This is a genomic window from Anaerobacillus sp. MEB173 (assembly GCF_052119505.1).
Classification (GTDB): Bacteria; Bacillota; Bacilli; order Bacillales; family JBJMAU01; genus JBJMAU01.
On record NZ_JBJMAU010000001.1, the window covers coordinates 454,530 to 473,007 of the forward strand.

The 18,478-nt window shown below is 39.9% G+C and carries 13 protein-coding genes; 2 read left to right on the plus strand and 11 right to left on the minus strand.

Translation table 11 applies throughout. The features are described from left to right. Positions 1-18: 18 nt before the first annotated feature. The 9 genes from ACJ2A9_RS02335 to ACJ2A9_RS02375 form a co-directional block, all read right to left on the minus strand. Positions 19-1,158: an acyl-CoA dehydrogenase family protein gene (locus ACJ2A9_RS02335; RefSeq protein ID WP_441419988.1), complete on the minus strand. Its 1,140-nt coding sequence runs from the start codon at positions 1,156-1,158 to the stop codon at positions 19-21. A gap of 39 nt (positions 1,159-1,197) precedes the next feature. Further along, positions 1,198-2,481, minus strand: coding sequence for a sulfurtransferase TusA family protein (locus tag ACJ2A9_RS02340; protein ID WP_441419989.1), 1,284 nt, complete (start codon positions 2,479-2,481; stop codon positions 1,198-1,200). 240 nt (positions 2,482-2,721) lie between these two features. Then, positions 2,722-3,960, minus strand: coding sequence for an NAD(P)-dependent malic enzyme (locus tag ACJ2A9_RS02345; RefSeq protein ID WP_441420387.1), 1,239 nt, complete (start codon positions 3,958-3,960; stop codon positions 2,722-2,724). Between the two features lie 333 nt (positions 3,961-4,293). Continuing rightward, positions 4,294-4,755, minus strand: coding sequence for a glycine/sarcosine/betaine reductase complex selenoprotein A (gene grdA, locus ACJ2A9_RS02350; RefSeq protein ID WP_441419990.1), 462 nt, complete (start codon positions 4,753-4,755; stop codon positions 4,294-4,296). Between the two features lie 59 nt (positions 4,756-4,814). Then, positions 4,815-5,132, minus strand: coding sequence for a thioredoxin family protein (locus ACJ2A9_RS02355; RefSeq protein WP_441419991.1), 318 nt, complete (start codon positions 5,130-5,132; stop codon positions 4,815-4,817). Position 5,133: 1 nt separating this feature from the next. Continuing rightward, positions 5,134-6,585, minus strand: coding sequence for a glycine/sarcosine/betaine reductase complex component C subunit beta (gene grdC / locus ACJ2A9_RS02360; protein WP_441419992.1), 1,452 nt, complete (start codon positions 6,583-6,585; stop codon positions 5,134-5,136). Between the two features lies 1 nt (position 6,586). Further along, complete coding sequence (gene trxB / locus ACJ2A9_RS02365; protein WP_441419993.1) at positions 6,587-7,546, minus strand: thioredoxin-disulfide reductase; 960 nt, start codon at positions 7,544-7,546, stop codon at positions 6,587-6,589. 64 nt (positions 7,547-7,610) lie between these two features. Beyond that, on the minus strand, positions 7,611-8,927 hold the full coding sequence (locus ACJ2A9_RS02370) for a glycine/betaine/sarcosine/D-proline family reductase selenoprotein B (RefSeq protein WP_441419994.1): 1,317 nt from the start codon (positions 8,925-8,927) through the stop codon (positions 7,611-7,613). A gap of 15 nt (positions 8,928-8,942) precedes the next feature. Continuing rightward, a complete protein-coding gene (locus ACJ2A9_RS02375) occupies positions 8,943-10,250 on the minus strand; it encodes a glycine/sarcosine/betaine reductase component B subunit (RefSeq protein WP_441419995.1) in 1,308 nt (435 codons plus the stop codon). Between the two features lie 290 nt (positions 10,251-10,540). On the opposite strand from ACJ2A9_RS02375, the gene ACJ2A9_RS02380 reads away from it, so the two are divergent. Further along, positions 10,541-13,990 (plus strand): pyruvate carboxylase, encoded by a 3,450-nt coding sequence (locus ACJ2A9_RS02380; protein WP_441419996.1) that lies wholly within the window; start codon positions 10,541-10,543, stop codon positions 13,988-13,990. A gap of 97 nt (positions 13,991-14,087) precedes the next feature. Continuing rightward, entirely contained in the window at positions 14,088-15,638 is a 1,551-nt protein-coding gene (locus tag ACJ2A9_RS02385) for a glycine betaine uptake BCCT transporter (protein ID WP_441419997.1), read from the plus strand. Between the two features lie 41 nt (positions 15,639-15,679). Here the strand turns inward: ACJ2A9_RS02385 and ACJ2A9_RS02390 are convergent, their stop codons facing one another. Beyond that, the gene (locus tag ACJ2A9_RS02390; RefSeq protein WP_441419998.1) at positions 15,680-16,339 is read right to left on the minus strand and encodes a TetR/AcrR family transcriptional regulator; all 660 of its coding nucleotides are present in this window, start codon (positions 16,337-16,339) and stop codon (positions 15,680-15,682) included. Positions 16,340-16,516: 177 nt separating this feature from the next. Further along, positions 16,517-18,448, minus strand: a complete 1,932-nt coding sequence (gene selB, locus ACJ2A9_RS02395; protein ID WP_441419999.1) for a selenocysteine-specific translation elongation factor — start codon at positions 18,446-18,448, stop codon at positions 16,517-16,519. Positions 18,449-18,478 lie beyond the last annotated feature (30 nt).

An 18,478-nucleotide genomic window follows, 5' to 3' on the forward strand; every position in this document is an offset into this window, starting at 1 on the left:
CCGCCACCTTTTTATTTTTTAAAATAAAGGAATGCCAGCTACCGATTTTCCAACCCATTCTTTTAACACTTCTGTAGTTGGTCCCATTACCGATCCTGCTCTTGCATCTCGTAAAAAACGTTCAACTGATAGATTTTTTGTGTAGCCATAGCCGCCGCAAACTTGCATCGCAATATTGGTTACTTTTTGAGCAGTGTCACATGCGACGATTTTTGATTGCATTACATTGAGGACTGCACCCTCTTTTCCTTCAACTGCCGCCTGAGCTGCGCTTTTATTAAATAATGAAGCGGATTCAACCGCACCATACATGTCAGACAAATAAAATTGGATTGCTTGGATCTCGGCTAACGAACGTCCATCTGTATATCTTCTATTTTTGGCATGTTCAAGTGCAGCATTGTATGCCCCTCTAGCTAAGCCGACATTCGCACCAGCAACACCAATAATAAAAGTTGGAGCGATCACTTCGAATATTAAATCCATTCCCTCTCCACCAGAACCAATTACATTTGTTTCAGGTACCATTACATCATTCATCTCTAAAGCGATACTGTTATTCCCGCTAAAACCGATCCCCTCCCAAGTTCCTTTAAAGTCAACCCCAGGAAGATTTGTATCAACAATAATCATATCTAACTTCTTTTCAAGTACAGAATTGGTTAAGACGATGAGAAAATCTGCGTGTTCACCATTTGTAACAAAACTCTTTTTTCCATTTAAAACATAGCAATCATCTTTTAAATTAGCTTTTATTTCTGGAATATAAAAGTGTGAGCCAGTTCCGCTTTCACTAAATGCTAACGTACCAATTTTTTTACCTTGGGCGATTTGTTTTAAGTAATTTTCCTTATGAACATCATTTGCTCTTGAGGCAATCACTGCTGTCCCAACTGAATGCATTTGAAAGCACATCGCTGTCGAACCGCAACTAGTTGCAAGTAGTTCTGTCACTTCCGCCAGGTCTTGAAGTGTTCCCCCTAATCCCCCGAATTCCTCTGGCACTAATAATCCTAGAAGACCATTGCTCGCAAATGTTTCAAATGCTTCTTTCGGGAATCGTCTCTTTTGATCAATTTCTTTCGCTAATGGAGCGACTACCTCATTTATCACTTGTTTTGTCACTTCAATGACGTTATCTCGAGAAGTTACCGCCATATACTATTCCCCCTACATGTAGATTCATATTTTCAAAGTTTACATAAAGTTTTCAGTATGACTGCTCGATATTTTCTCAGCAGTCACACGGTCTAACCCGATTTGCAGCATCCGTTGCACACGGTGTTCATACATAATCTCCTGTAAACGCTCCACCTTCTTAAAGCCAATTTTTAATTGTTCAGGAGAACGGCCACCGCCAGCAAGAATGGCTAGAGCCTCCATCAAAAATGAATTTTCATTTGTACCAGAGCCACTTAAATACTTATTTCTTTCTTCTGCAGCATCAATGAGTGATTGCACCATTTTTGGATTTTTTTCTAAAATATGACGGACATGTCCGATTCCATAGGATACATGACGGCCTTCATCGATTTTTGCTAAATGAACAATTTTACGGGTAACTGGGTCTGGAGCATGTTCTTCAATATACGTCAGCAGATCGAGGAATGTCCCTTCGCCTAATACATGGAGCAGAAAAGATGATTGGAAATAATTATCTTGAATGAACAAACTATGTAACGATCTTTCTGTTAATGAAGAAGAGTATTGAAGTCCTCCCCCATTTGCTACGGCCCGTTTAATGAACGCTTCGATATGTCTTGATTCGTCTTGAACCAATGTCGATAAATACATCATGACTTCGATATAATGCGGATTAATTTGTGCCATAAATTTGGCTGGAATATACAAAGCAGAATATTCATTCTCAGCTAAAAAGGTCATAATTTGACATACAGCCCACTCCAAATCTTCGGATATTTCCGGCAACTCATTCCATGGGATATCTGTTGTCGCATTCCATTGGTTTTCTTTTGCTTGTTCATAGAGGTCAGTGACATTCTCTGCCCAAACTTCATCTTTTGCATTCAATTTGAAATTAAAGTCAGGTATACCTGGCTCTGCCACGGCCCCCCTAGGAACAAATCCGATATAAGATGGTGCATGGTCAAGAATATTGCCAAGGCGACCTTCGAACCAATCACGAATATCAATCTTGTCCCCTTTTCTGAGTGGTAGTCGAATCCCCCAATCAGGAGCTTCAGTCATCGATGTATGTTTTTTTCGAATTAAATGGCGATAATGATTACCGGCATCTAATGCCATTACATACTCATATTTGTGCAGGCGACACCAGCTTTGTAAATCATCTTTAACATTTGGCAAATATGAGATAACCTCTAATATCTTATTTGCCTGCAGCCGTTCTAACGCGTTTTTTAATAGTAGAAAAAAATTTGAACCAAATGGCATATCACCTAAATCCAGTTGCTCATTCGGCGTAATTCCAACCACTTCGTACTGCTTTTCTAGTTCATTCAAGTTGACACCACCTTTGTATATATAAGGAATATTCAGTAAATTATTTTTTCTTATGATAATGATAACATTTACTTATAAATTTTACAATATAATCTTGATTACTTTATAATTTTTATAAAAAAGCTAACTTCTTGCTATATTCTCACACTTGACATTACACTAAAAAGAGGTTGCTCCATATTTGGAACAACCCTCTTTCTTATGCAAAAAAATCTCAGAAAACGTAAAAAGAATTATAGATCAGCTATCGGCAACAACGGATAATGTTTCATTCTTGATATTCATCGATGTTAAGAGATATGTTCTACTCTTTACTTCTTCAGGATCCATTATTTTTCTTGCAACACCAGTCTCTATCGCCGCTTTTGCTGTGGCTGCAGCAACTTCAGGTGCAACACGGTAGTCAAACGGTCCTGGTATGACATAGCTTTCAGAAAGCTCATAATCAGAAACAAGGGAAGCGATCGCATAGACAGCAGCCTTTTTCATTTCTTCGTTAATTTCGGTCGCGTGAACATCCAATGCTCCTCGGAAAATACCTGGAAATGCTAATACATTATTTACTTGATTTGGGAAATCAGATCTCCCCGTTCCAATCACTCTTACTCCAGCATCTTTCGCCTCTTCAGGCATAATTTCCGGAGTTGGATTGGCCATCGCAAAGATAATTGGGTCAACATGCATCATCTCGATCATTTCTTTTGTCAATGCTCCTGCAGCTGAGACACCGATAAAGACATCAGCATTGTCTAACGCATCAATTAACGTACCCTCTTGCTTTTGACGGTTTGTATATGTCGCCACTTCTTCTTTTATGTTGTTCATTCCATATGGACGTCCTTCATATATAATTCCTTTAGAATCACACATGATAATGTCACTCACACCAAATGAACGTAACAACTTGATGACGGCAATTCCAGCTGCACCTGCTCCATTTACAACAACTTTAATATCTTCCATCTCTTTTTGAACGATTTTGAGTGCATTAACTAACCCAGCGACCGTTACAATCGCTGTACCGTGCTGATCATCATGGAAAATTGGAATATTCGTCTCTTGCTTTAATCTTTCCTCAATAATAAAGCAATTTGGTGCGGCAATATCCTCCAAGTTAACACCGCCAAAGGTTGGCTCCATTAACTTTACGGTTTCAACAATTTTATCAACGTCTGAAGTATTTAAACAAATTGGAAAGGCATCAACACCAGCGAAGCTTTTGAAAAGAATCGCTTTTCCTTCCATAACAGGCAAAGAGGCTGAAGCTCCAATATTTCCAAGACCTAATACAGCTGATCCATCGGAAACAACAGCCACCATATTACCTTTCATCGTATACTCATATACTTTACTTTCATCTTGATGAATTTCTTTACAAGGTTCTGCTACGCCTGGTGAATATGCTAGACTTAAATCTTCCGCATTTCGAATCGAAACTTTTGATGCTGATTCGAGTTTCCCTTGATTATCACGATGCATCTGTAAAGCTCTTTCCCGTGAATCTGTCAATGTTTACACTCTCCTTTTTTGATACACTTTTGTGGATTTTTACCTATTCTGAATATTCAGAATCAAAAACTCAAAAAACAAACTTCTTAACGCAATTAAGAAGTTTCCCTAACAACCGAACTAAAAAGGAGAATGTATCGAATCAACATTCGTGTTAAAAGTAACTAGATACTTTCCAACAATGAGATATATTCGTCATTGTCATTCTCTATTCCTTTTTATTTTTTTAAAATGCCATTGCTGATTTTTCGTCTGTGACTGAATCAGCAATGGCATTCAATAAGGACTGTAGTTGACGATTACTTAGACAACAAACTTTGCTCTTGCATCGTTCATTGCTGCGACAATCGTATCTTTATCAAGTGATAATTCCATTAATCCAATGTGCTCTTGGTACACATCTTCTGGGATTGCCGCTTTAATCTCATCCTCTAAAATGTGATAAACAGAAAGTCCAAGTCCTACACCAGCTAGTGGTCCAGCATACGTTGGATCACCAACAGTAACCGTTTCGGCATAAATATCTGCACTATCAGCATCAGGAGAACCTAAAATAACAATTACGTTTTCTTTGCCAAACTTTTCAGCTGCTTTAATTAATTCTGATTGGACCACCTGGTCCACTGCACCTGCAGCCGTTCAAACGAAGCATTGTGTATCCATATAGGCAATTTCTACATCAATCGCCTTCATACATTCTGCAATCGATGGCGCTGGAACACCATCACGTTCACCTAATACAAATACCTTTTTCCCTTTTAACATTAATCTCATCCTCTCCAAATTAAATTAAGTATATTAACTCCTATGAATATAGGAAACTGTTAAGCAATTTCTAAAATGATATTCTCGATATCCTGTTTCGTTAAATCGCCGCCGGATACGCGCTTTACCTCTTCCCCGTTTTTATAGACTAAGAAAGCTGGTAAGCCCATAACACGAAGATCAATACACAGTCTGCGGTTTTGCGAAGAGTTAATTTTAACGATCTTGACTTTTTCTTCATAAGCCGCTGACAATGATTCGATATCTGGCATTAAATTCAGGCACGGCACACAACTTGGGCCCCAAAAATCAACAATAACTGGCTTTTCTGATTCAATTACCTCATTTTGAAATGTATCCTTGTTTACTTCGATCATCTTACTTCACTCCTTCGTTTTTTTCGATAATGAATGACATTCCATCTGATAAAGTTGTCATTTTTCCTAAAAAGAGACTTCCTTTTCCTACAAACATTGCAGTTTCGATTTCTCCATTCATAATCATTTCTCTAGAATGACCTAAGAATGGAATCGCTGAGGCGATATGGCCTTGAGTTGGCGAAAAACCAAGCATCCCGTGTTTATCTTCAAATGTTTCCATTCCAGAACGTTCCATTTCCTTGCGTAATACCGCCATACCCGCAAGAGTTCTGTAGTTTCCACGCGGGACATTCCCGTTCCCATTTGGTTCTGTTACATCCGGATTGTGTAATTCAACTGCAAATTTATCAATCTCAGTAATCTTTTTACCGATTTTCTCTAATGGCTTAACGACAAGAGATTGATAGATTGCTTGGGCTGACGATCCAGCAGAAATTTCATGCTTTCCGAATGCATCTGTTCGGATCTTCGGACTTTTACCATCATCTTTCCCGATAAGGATAGCGATCGCTCCCATTTGATCCTCTGTGATCGGCATTTCTTTTGAGACGTTACCGGCATATTTCATGCCAAGCTTCGCTAAGCACCCGCCACCGATAATCAGTACCTCATCATGTACGCCTGCTTGCACCAAGCTCGCGGCAATACTTACAGCGTGAGCTGGGGCACAACAAAATGATTTAACATCAGATCCTGTCGCATTCACACATCCAGCATGCTCAGCAATCGACTTTGCCATATTTCCGCCGCCGCGCTGGTAGCGGTCACCAACTGCTTCCTCGTCACATCCGAGAACATAACCGATTTGTTCAGGTCGTACATCAAAATTCTTTAATGCATGACGCATCGCTACAATCCCAGATGCTTTATTACATAAGTTTTCTAGTAAAATGTGAGCAGATAGAAACTTATCTTCTTCATGGCCCGTTTCAATGCAGCCAATCAGTTGATCTTTATTAATATGAAGAGGAAGTGCGATACCTTGTTCAATTTTTTCCTGAATGTCAGGCAGCTTCACACCTTCCCCAAGAAGTGTGAGATCTTCTTCATTAATAAGCGGATGATTTTGCAGTTTTGGCTTAACCTCTGTTGCTAAAAACTGTTCCTCAAGAGAAACAAGCTTGTAGCGGTCAGCAATTTTTAACCATCCATAAAACTCATCTTCTGGAAGAATCTCTCCCCATTGACTAAAACGATCCGCTCCTTGTAATTTCACATTCGTCCATGGCCGCTCATAGTCTTTGAGAAGCTCAGGTCTCATATTCCCAATAAAAACCTGGTTAGGAGGGTAGGCTACTGCATCCTCATAGGATCGTAAGTGTGAGTGAATCGTGTCTAACACTTTTGGATCCTTCTCAATTTCACGAATCGGCTTTGAACCGTGACGAACTAAACTTGGTGTATGTGTAATTACAAATGATGCTCCTTTGATTACTGGTTGCGTTGTCATCTTATACCTCCAAATTCATTTCTTTTACTTGTTCCTCTAATTCCTCGACATATGTCTGAGCCGAAAATGCGGCAATACTTCCATCACCAGTCGCGGTAATGACTTGGCGCAGCTTCTTTTCGTTTAAGTCACCCGCTGAGAAGATTCCTTTTACACTTGTTCTCATCTCTTCATCAGCAACAACGTATCCTTCTTGATTTGTAATCCCTAAGTTCTCTACATAGTTTGTGATCGGATCCATACCAATATAGATAAAAATTCCGTTGCATGGAAATTCCGATACTTCACCCGTTTGTGTATTCTTTATGACAACACCTGATACCATTCCGTCTCCCTTAATTTCCTCCACCACATGGTTCCATATAAATTCTATTTTTTCGTTGTCAAACGCACGTTTTTGTATTATCTTTTGCGCACGTAATTCATCACGACGATGAATAATGGTTACTTTTGAAGCGAAGCGAGTTAAGAAGAGTGCTTCTTCAACAGCTGAATCCCCCCCACCGACAACAACTAATTCCTGATCAGCAAAGAATGCACCATCACACACTGCACAATATGAGACACCAAAACCTGATAGCTCTAATTCACCTGGAACACCTATGTTGCGATGCTTAGCACCAGTCGCTAAAATAATTGACTTCGCCTGAATCTCTGCCCCATCACTAAGGACGATTGTTTTATATGGAAATGTATCTTTTATTTCCTTCACTTCTGCTCGAACAAACTCAGCACCGAACTTTTTTGAATGTTCGAACATTTTATTTGATAGATCCGGACCCAGAATGGATTCGTAGCCAGGATAGTTTTCAATATCCTCTGTTTTTGTCATTTGTCCGCCTGGAAGTGCTTTTTCAATCATCAACGTTTCCATTTTTGCACGGGATGTATAAACAGCTGCGGTCATCCCGGCAGGTCCTGCACCAATAATGATCACATCATATAATTTTTTTTCACTCACTCGTAGCTCCCCCTCTTTTTTAAACTTTTTATAGAAAACGACCCCTTATCAATCTCTTATATCATTAAATTTTCACTTCACAAATCGTAACTTCTTCAAGTGGAGTTGAGAGACTTTCAAGTGCGACACCTACGCGATGACGGCGCAGCTTCAGCTGTTGCTCTTCTGGTAAACTTGGGTTTCCAAGCGGATTTGGAATCGAAACCGTTGGAACAATACGGTTTGCCCCTACTGTTTTGGCAATGGATACGAGATTCGCCATTTGAACAATTGTAATTCCTGCTTTTTCAATTTCACGTGTGATCGTTGCACCGCAACGAGTACACGTCCCTCAGGTCGAGGTAAGAATAACCGCTGACACATTGGCATCCCTTAATTCCTGGGCAATCTCAGCACCCATTCTGCTCGCATCTGCTTGGGTCGTCCCTGTTCCTACAGTACTGTAAATGAAATCATGGACTTTCCCGATGGCTCCATCTTGTTCAAATTCACGCAGAACATCAAGCGGAACAATAACATTTGGATTGGCGTTCGCAGCTGATGGATCAAACCCGGCATGGATAGTTTGCCATTCTCCTGCTTTTAATGTATCAAGTCCAGAAATGTTATATTTGCCCCATTTTGTTGCTGAAGCTGATTGAATTCGATCAGGATTTCCAATAGGAACAATTCCCCCTGATGTTACAACTGCCACAGTCGCATCCGCTAAATTTGGAACGGCATTAGCAATCGGAACACGATCGACAATCGGCATTGGCATTTCTGTATCATACTCAGTACCGGCTAGCTTTTTCAAAAGCATATCGACAACACGATCTGCCCCTGGCACTTTGTCCTCACGAAACGTTTCTAAGCGAACACCGCGGGCAAAATAGCCTTCCTCCTTTGCAGAAAGGATGTTTTCACCTTGAGCAAGCTTTTTAATGAATGCCGCCATTTTTGGAACATCCTGTCTCATAGCTGCAGCACTGTTTCCGCCTGGAAAAATGTAAATATCCTTATGGAACATTTCAACCGCTGGATTTTCAACATACATACTTGTTGCCACAGGTACGTTATATTTTTCTTTTACAGCCTTACAAATTTGCCCGCAAGCAAAACCGTAACGGCCTGCCATGAACGCTGGACCAGCCACAAAATAATCAAAGTCTTTGTCAGCTAAAAAGCCTAAAATCGTTTCAATCGCTTCTTCTGTATTTGAGCCAAAGAAGTTGTCACCGCAAATGATTGTATGTGTCACTTCCATCTCTGAACCGAGTACGTTATTTAATAACATTCCTGGTCCAACAACGCCCTCTTGGATGATTGGAGCAAAATCTGCCTTGTCTTCACCGCCGATTTGCCCAAAAAATTGGTTAATATAATGGATAACTTTTTTCACGATTTCCCCCCCTTTTTAATATTCAACCACTGTTTTATAGTGATTGCCTGTATTCGAATCGGAACAGAACATTCCGTTGTTCTCCATTTCAATCGAGCCGTCGTCTTTCACACAACCTTCCCAGCCGCCTGAATTACCGTCTCTTGCTAATGCTTCAAGTTCTCCAATCACAGTTTCCATTGGCGGCAGTGTGATAAATTGCGACACATTCCCTGTAGAAACAATCGCATTTGCTTTTTCTGATAAATCAACTAGCGATTGCGATCTTCCATCGCGGCCAGTACATTCATTTGTAATTCCAACTGTTTTGATACCTGCGTCCTCTAATTCGTTAATTACAAGAATGAAGTCCGCATCAGGATTTCCATAGCCTTCCTCACAAACGATTGCCCCATCGGCTCCTAAGGTTGTCGCAATGTTTCGAACGAACATTGCTGATCGTTGTTTTTCTTCTAATTGAACATTTAAGTTGGAAACGATGACTCCCAGCAAATTAATCGTTTTCCCATGTTCACTCATTAAGCGTTTGATTGTTGCATTATTTACATGTTGATACGTCGAGATTTTTGATGACGATGGCATGAAGCTTCCTGAAATCAGTGCTCCATCCAACAGTTCATTTGGATGCATCAACGTCGGAACCATCCGATTCGAATCCCAGCCGTAGACAAGGGCATTGTAACCGTTTTCAAGCATTTGTGATTGAAGCTGCATCACATAGACAACACGTGGTAGCTGGTTTGTTTCATCACTTCGCTGATCAACTGGTGGCAGGTCATACACTTCTAAATCCTCTGGTAAACTTTCTTTTACGCAATTTCCTAAGTATTCAGCTAATCGCATTGCTGCCCAGCGAATTGCCTTATTTTTCTTTTGTTGTTCTTGCTTTTCGAATTCTTCATTCGTATCAGCAACAAGGCATATGTTTAATGTTTCTGAAAAAATCGTTTGCTGTGCCCCAGGTCCGCTCATGTCAATCAAGCCATCTTGGAAACCTCCCCAATGTTTTCCTACGGCTAATACACAAGTTCCTTTTAATACGTGTGTACGGCCGTTTCCAGCAGGGACAAGTTTGTTTGTTACACCAGGAAACATCACACCACCAGATACTTTACAACGTGGTTCAATAGCCTCCTTGACTGGATTAATTCGAATCGCATCTCCAGGCTTTGCTAGGACAAGATCAGCATCAGTAATGCTATCGTCTTCATAGACAACCTGCAATGCTTCCTCCTTATTAATCGTTAATCGTCCGTTTTCATAGAATGTTTTTTCTCCAAAAACAACGTCTCTTACATTAAAATTTCCTACCTCTAATTTCACGTATGTCCCTCCCTTTATTAAAAGTATTAATCTTGACTACATAATAATCACGATTACTAAAAGTGGTAAATTTTTTTCGTTTTCGCAATTTCGTAATCATGATTAGATTATAACCGTGTTATAATGGGTTTGTAAATACCTTTTTCGAAATTTTTTAATTTAATTTTATTTTTCAAATTATCTGAATCATTCCCCTTTACATTTTACTGTAATCGTGATTATAATTTAACCACGATTGGTAACTTCCTATCAACAAATCATTCGAAAATGAAAAGAAAGGGGTTGTAATAATGAAAAAGATTACAAAAATTAATAAGCTACTCGTTGCAAACCGTGGGGAGATTGCTATTCGTATTTTTCGAGCTTGTACAGAATTAAATATTCGTACAGTCGCGATTTATTCTGAAGAGGATATGAACTCCCTCCATCGTTACAAGGCTGATGAAGGCTACCTCGTTGGCCAAGGAAAGAAACCAATCGATGCTTACCTTGATATTGAAGGAATTATTGAGATTGCATTGCGAAACAATGTTGATGCGATCCATCCTGGGTATGGGTTTCTCTCAGAAAACGCCCAATTTGTAAGAAGGTGTCAAGAGGAAGGAATTATTTTTATTGGTCCAAAGCAGGAGCAAGTTGATATGTTTGGCGATAAGATTACTGCCAGACAAATTGCAATCGATGCTGGGGTACCAGTCGTTCCTGGAACAACTGAACCAATCGACAAGCTTCAAGATGCTATGCTTTTTGCAAAGGACTACGGCTATCCAATTATTATTAAGTCGGCATCTGGTGGTGGCGGAATAGGAATGCGAATCGTTCGTGAGCCTAACGAACTTGAGGAATCATTTAATCGTGCCCGGTCTGAGGCTTTGTCTTCATTTGGAAATGCAGAGGTTTATGTTGAAAAGTACATTGAAAACCCTAAACATATTGAAGTGCAGATTGTTGCCGACCAATATGGAAATACGATTCATTTATTTGAAAGAGATTGTTCAATCCAAAGACGTTATCAAAAGGTTGTTGAAGTGGCACCTAGTATTGCCTTAGACGATGACCTCCGCCAGCAAATCTGCGAGGCAGCTGTAGCGTTAGTCTCCAATGTTAACTATATTAATGCGGGGACAGTTGAATTTTTACTTACTCCTGATAAGCAGTTTTACTTCATTGAAGTCAATCCGCGAATTCAGGTCGAGCATACGATTACCGAGATGATTACTGGGATTGATATTGTTCAATCACAAATTAGAATTGCTGAAGGGTACGCTCTATCAGATGAGGAAATTTCGATTCCGCCGCAGGAAGAGATTACAATGAATGGCTTTGCGATTCAATCCCGTATCACAACGGAGGACCCTGCAAACGGCTTTATGCCTGATACAGGCCGTATTTTAGCTTACCGTTCTGGCGGTGGTTTTGGCATTCGCTTAGATGCCTCTAATGACTTTACTGGTGCCCGAATTACTCCCCACTATGACTCAATGCTTGTAAAAGTATCGGCATGGGGAAATTCGTTTGAGCATGCCTCTAAAAAAATGCTGCGTACCTTAAAGGAATTTCGAATCCGTGGTGTAAAGACAAACATTCCATTTCTCATTAACGTTGTACAACACCCGCAATTTTTAAATGGACAATACTCTACCGCATTTATTGACCAAACAGCTGAACTATTTGAATTTCCAAAAACGTTAGACCGCGGAACAAAGCTGCTGCAATACTTAGGCAATACGATTGTTAACGGTCACCCAGGCTTAAATAAAGCAGAAAAAAAACCGGCATTCATTCAGCCGCGAATTCCCAAAACAACGTATCAGCAGTCTTATCCTAGTGGAACGAAGCAAATTCTTGAGCAACAAGGAGCTGCCGGTGTTGTTGATTGGATTAAAGGGCAAAACTCCTTGCTCGTCACAGATACGACATTCCGGGATGCACACCAATCTTTATTTGCAACCCGAGTTCGAACTCATGATTTAACACAGATTGCTGAAGCAACTGGTAAGATGGCAAGTGGTTTGTTCTCACTGGAAATGTGGGGCGGCGCGACATTTGATACAAGCATGCGCTTCTTAAAGGAATGTCCATGGGAAAGGCTTGAAAAATTACGAGAGCGAATTCCAAATGTAATGTTCCAAATGCTATTACGAGGCGCAAATGCAGTTGGGTATACAAATTATCCGGATAATGTGATCCGCGAATTTGTAAAGCACTCCGCTGAACGTGGTATTGATGTGTTCCGTGTTTTTGATAGCTTAAACTGGATTGAAGGAATGCGCGTTGCGATTGATGCTGTTTTGGAAAGCGGAAAAATTGCCGAAGCAACGATGTGCTACACAGGAAATATCCTAGATCCATCAAATAAAAAATATAATCTTTCCTACTATGTTAATCTTGCAAAAGAACTGGAAGCGACCGGTGCTCATATTCTAGCCATTAAAGATATGGCAGGGCTTCTACTTCCACAAGCAGCCTATGAATTAGTGAGTGCGTTAAAACAAGAAATTTCCATTCCGATTCATTTACACACCCATGATATGAGCGGCAGTGGTAGTTCTGTTTTATTAAAAGCGGCTGAAGCCGGCGTCGATATCGTTGACGGTGCTCTTGGTTCGATGTCAGGTCAATCCTCTCAACCAAGCTTAGACGCCCTTGTTGCTGCACTTCAATATGATGAAAGAATGCCACAGCTGGAGCAAGAAAATCTCTTAAAGCTAAGCGACTACTGGGAGGATATTCGCCACTATTATCAAGGATTTTCGAACGGAATTAACGGAGGTACAATCGAGGTTTACAAGCATCAAATGCCAGGAGGTCAATATAGCAACCTTCAACAACAGGCTAGGGCTGTGGGATTAGGTGAACGTTGGGGTGAAGTGAAAGAAATGTACCCGGCGGTCAATCAATTATTTGGAGATATCGTAAAAGTTACTCCTTCCTCCAAAGTTGTCGGAGATATGGCCTTATTTATGGTCCAAAACAATCTTAATGAAGAGAATATTTATGAAAAAGGAAAAGTAGTAGATTTTCCTGACTCTGTTATTCAATTTTTCCAAGGCTATTTGGGTCAGCCTTACCAGGGCTTCCCTGCTGAATTACAGGAGGTTATTTTAAAAGGACGAGAAAGAATTACGTGTCGTGCTGGTGAACTCCTCCCCCCAGTTGATTTTGAGAAAATAACAGAGGAGCTTCAAGGAAAAATTGGTCGAAATGTATCAATGCTAGATGTTCTTTCTTACATTATGTACCCGCAGGTTTTCTTAGAGAAAGAACAGCATCAAAAAGAATTCAGCAATGTTTCCGTTCTCGATACACCGAGCTTCTTCTACGGACTAAATATCGGTGAAGAAATTCCGGTAAAAATTGAGCCTGGGAAAACGTTAACTGTTAAATTGTTATCAATTGGACCCATCCATGCCGACGGAACGAGAATTATTTATTTTGAACTGAATGGCCAGCCACGAGAAATTGTTGTTCAAGATCAGGCCGCGCAAGTTACTGTTCAAAAACGAAAAAAAATAAGCGCCGGTAATCCCAAACAAATCGGGGCATCGATGCCAGGAAATGTGTTAGCCATTTTAGTAAAGCCAGGCGACAAAGTAACAAAAGGTGCTCATTTGCTCGTCACTGAGGCAATGAAAATGGAAACAACCATTCAAGCCCCAGAAAATGCAACGATTAAAGATATCACTGTTCAAGCAGGTGATACAATCGAAACAAATGATTTGTTAATCGAGTTTGAATAATTATTTCACCTTGTTTATTACAGAAAATTGCAACCGCTTCCACGATTCGATTTGAGTGAGGTGTTGGTCGTATTAAATAAATGAGGAGGAATATAAAATGTATACTACTTTAAAAAATAATATCGTGTTTGCTGTGTCCCTACTGATTATTAGTATCTTTATCGTGTTTGGTGTATTTTTTAACGAGGCATTGGCAAAAATCACGTCCGGCTTTTTATCGACAACGATTGATTACTTTGGTTGGTTCTACTTAATGGCAACACTAGGCTTCCTATTCTTTGCAGCGCTGTTAATTTTCTCAAGATTCGGGAAGCTTAGATTAGGGGAAGATACAGATCGTCCAGAATATAGTACATGGTCTTGGATTGCGATGCTGTTTAGTGCCGGGATGGGTGTCGGTCTCATCTTCTGGGGAGTCGCAGAACCGATCTTCCACTATACAACGCCTCCTTACGGTGAAGGTAATACTGCAGAAGCCGCTAACACGGCAATGACTTATACTTACTTTCACTGGGGCCTACACCCATGGGCTGTATATACGGTAATTGGGTTAAGTCTGGCGTTCTTTCAGTATCGACGAAAACTACCTGGTTTGATAAGCTCAGTCTTCTATCCATTATTAGGGGAACGTATCCATGGACCAATTGGAAAAACTATTGATATTCTTGCGATCTTTGCAACGGTATTTGGGATTGCTACATCATTAGGACTTGGAACAATGCAAATTGCCGGCGGATTAAACTTCATTTTTGATGTTCCAAATAACACAACAACACAAATGATTATTATCGGTTGTGTGACGTTAATCTTTGCTGGATCTGCATGGATTGGAATTAGTAAAGGGATGAAAATCCTCTCGAATATCAACATTATTCTCGCCTTTACCATTATGTTTGCCTTAATGGTTATCGGTCCAACGTCTGAGATTTTTAAAGTACTGACGAGTACAGTCGGTAGCTATTTAGATAATATCCTTTATATGAGTTTACGTATCCGACCTTTTGGTGATAATTCGTGGATCGCTGGCTGGACCCTTTTCTATTGGGCATGGTGGATTGCTTGGGCACCATTTGTCGGCAGCTTTATTGCGAAGGTATCTAAAGGAAGAACAATTAAAGAATTTGTTCTAGGCGTGTTGTTTATTCCAACGATTGGAACATTTGTCTGGTTTTCTACCTTTGGAGGCTCTGCCCTACACTTAATCCACAATCTTGGAAATACAGCTTTAGCTGAAGCAGCAACATCGGATGTAACAACTGCTTTATTCACATTCTTTGAATATTTTCCATTAGGTTCTTTGTTAAGCATCCTGGCTGTCATCTTAGTCGTTACGTTTTTTGTTACATCAGCAGATTCTGCCACTTTCGTATTAGGAATTTTTAGCTCCCAAGGAGATTTAAATCCATCAAAAGCGATTAAACTTACATGGGGTGTTATCCTGGCGCTCGTTTCGATCGTTTTATTACTGAGTGAAAGTCTCCAAACATTACAGACAGCATCAATCGCTGCAGCGTTTCCATTCGCGATCGTCATGACAGTTATGTGCTATGCTCTCCTCAAAGGGTTAATTGAAGATTATGCAGGTGTAAAACAAATTAAACAGCCAGTTCAGGATGCAAACGAAGAAAACGAAAGAAATGTAATGTAAACAAAAAAGGAAATGGAAGGGGGCTCACCCCTTCCATTTTTTCAGATTTTTATCCGGATTGAATTAACTGCTGCTTTAATATATTTCATTGTGATATTAGTAGCCTCTTCACTCGTATAATCGACTCGGTTATTCAGCATCATCGTATGCATTCCCTGCCAAATAAGCGTCGCATGTTCATTTATTTCCTCCGCCTGTTCTGCCTCTATTAAACCTTCTTTTACACTTTCCTCCAGAGCAATTTTCCCTCTTTTTGATAGAATAGATTCCTTAAACATCGGCTTTAAATTCGCCGGTAAATCCAGGAAATCCTCTGGAGAAACCACATAATAATCATTAAATAATTGTTCAGGAGAACAGCCTAAATTTGAGGTGAATAATGCATGATATATTTGTGGTTCTTTGTAAGAATACTTACAAAAACACTCCCATATTAGAAGGTATCTTTCTAAAGGATCTTTGGCCGGCTCAATGTATTTTGGCAATGCTGTTGAATATTTCTTTAATGAACGCATTGCAGCAAAAAAGATTAAATGTGAAAGCTCACCAAAATAATTATAGATCGTTGCACTATTATAACCTGCTATATCAGCAACCTTTCGAATCGTTACATGTTCAACGCCTTCTTTTTCAATGATGTCTGATGCAGCATCAATAAAATAACCCATCATCCGTTTCATCTGTATCTCTTTCTTATTCACTGGTTCCACCTCTGCATCCTATTGAACTCTTTTATTTTTCTATCTAAACTATTTGTTATGTAACCTACTATTGAACTTTTAAAATAAACATGATTACTTTTTCTTATTATATCATGGAAAAAAAACAAAACTCAAAGTTTAACACTTTGAGTTTTGCATCTGAGTATATGTCTTCCATTAATTACCGCTGCGTGAAAGATAGCTTTCGACAACGCTGGATTTCCACCTTCTATTGCCATCTTCGCGTTCAGTTAGCGTCAATTTATCCAATAGCTCTAAAAAGGTAACAAGGTACTTTCGAGATAGCTGCAGCACTTCTTTCGCTTCCTGCAGCGTAAATAATTCATTCGTTTGTTGAGTGAGCTTCTCGAGATGTTCAAGTAATACTTCTTTATGAATCATATGTTTCTCATCAAGTGCGTACCCGATCTCTTTTCGTAACAAATAATGCTTCAATTCCTCCGATAATGGCTGCGGAATTTGCGCGGATGCGACATTCGTCTCCCACGGTTGAACAGTAAGTCCTTGTTGTTTCAGTGCTCCCTCTACCTGTGTCATTCGTTTAGACCACTTTTCCGGATAGTACGGTTCAAAGTCTTCGATCGCAATAAACTGCTCCTGCCTTATTAGCCGGCCTTGATTTACTGCATAATCAATAATAAATTCCATTACTTTTTTCGGTACCGCCGTTGTAAATGACTGAATCAACTCTGCTTTATTTTTTCCTTGCCGTAATGGGTATTCCTCATGATACTCTTTAAGATCATTAATAATAAACTCAACAAGATCTTCGTAGACCTCTTTCAACATAAATTGCCCTTTGACCGGCTCAATCAATAAATCATTCTCAGAGAGTTCTGTCATGATCTCTTGTACAGTATCAACAGGAAGGACAATTTCCTTAGCTAATTGTTCGATCGACAATTGCTTATGTTCCTTTAACCCGTCAATGACTCGATCTTTCGGTGTCCCTTCTTTCTTTCGCGTTAGCATCGAGATGGTTTCTTCACCAAAGCGATACCGCTCACCCATCGCATCAATTACGGTACCACCCCCAATCGTTTCGACTGGAGTTGGACGTCGGACAATAAAACGATCTCCCCTTTTCGTAACAATTGGGTTATCTAAGCGAATTTGACAAAGAACTGACTCATTCTCTTTTAGCTCATTACGATCAAAGAAGACAATCTTTCCAAACTCTTCGGCCGTACCAATATGTAATTTCACTAACGAGCGCTGTTTCACTGGAAAATCCAAATCTTTCACTGACTCTAATGCTACATCGATAGTTTGTGTTGAAGTATAGTGTCTAGTTGAAACGAGAACATCCCCGCGTTTAATGTCTTCTTTCGAAATGCCGCCAAGGTTGATCGCTACCCGTTGCCCAGCTTGACCAATCTTACGTGGTTCACGGTGAACTTGTAATTGTCTTGCTCTTACTTTATCGCCTTTTGGAAGAATTTCTAACGTATCCCCCTCTTTTACAACACCTTCATATACTGTTCCACGTACAACAGTTCCTTGACCATGCACAGTAAAGACTTGATCAATCGGCAGACGAAAAGCGCCTTTTGCATCTCGACCAGGAATTTCCTCTAGCTGCTTGGTAATCATTTCTTTTAATTCGTCTATTCCCTTTCCAGATAAACTGTCAACAAAAACTAGCGGAGCTCCTTCAAAAAAGGTTCCTTTCACCTGTTCTTCAATATCTTCTTGAACAAGTTTGATAAAATCCTCATCGACTCGATCTACTTTCGTAACGACGATCATGCCCCGTTCAATTCCGAGTAATGTTAAAATATCCAAATGCTCCTTTGTCTGTGGCATAACACCTTCATCAGCTGCAACAACAAGCAGGACAAGATCAATCCCAGCCACACCAGCAATCATCTGTCTAATAAATCGTTCATGTCCCGGCACATCTATAATTGAGACTTCAGCATCGTCACTGATTTTAAATGGTGCATAGCCCAATTCAATTGAAATACTACGTTCCTTTTCTTCTTTTAAACGATCAGTATCTACATTCGTTAGCGCTTTCGTTAACGACGTTTTTCCATGGTCAATATGTCCAGCCATCCCAATTGTAAAATATTTTTTCTCCTTCATTCTGAAAATCCCCTCCGCTGTTTGCCTTAT

What these genes read in the sequence shown, in the direction of transcription:
- grdC (WP_441419992.1), bottom strand. Translation starts at nt 6,585, where the DNA reads ATGACAACGCAACCAGTAATCAAAGGAGCATCATTTGTAATTACACAT.
- ACJ2A9_RS02335 (WP_441419988.1), bottom strand. Translation starts at nt 1,158, where the DNA reads ATGGCGGTAACTTCTCGAGATAACGTCATTGAAGTGACAAAACAAGTG.
- ACJ2A9_RS02385 (WP_441419997.1), top strand. Translation starts at nt 14,088, where the DNA reads ATGTATACTACTTTAAAAAATAATATCGTGTTTGCTGTGTCCCTACTG.
- selB (WP_441419999.1), bottom strand. Translation starts at nt 18,448, where the DNA reads ATGAAGGAGAAAAAATATTTTACAATTGGGATGGCTGGACATATTGAC.
- ACJ2A9_RS02355 (WP_441419991.1), bottom strand. Translation starts at nt 5,132, where the DNA reads ATGATCGAAGTAAACAAGGATACATTTCAAAATGAGGTAATTGAATCA.
- ACJ2A9_RS02380 (WP_441419996.1), top strand. Translation starts at nt 10,541, where the DNA reads ATGAAAAAGATTACAAAAATTAATAAGCTACTCGTTGCAAACCGTGGG.
- ACJ2A9_RS02345 (WP_441420387.1), bottom strand. Translation starts at nt 3,960, where the DNA reads ATGCATCGTGATAATCAAGGGAAACTCGAATCAGCATCAAAAGTTTCG.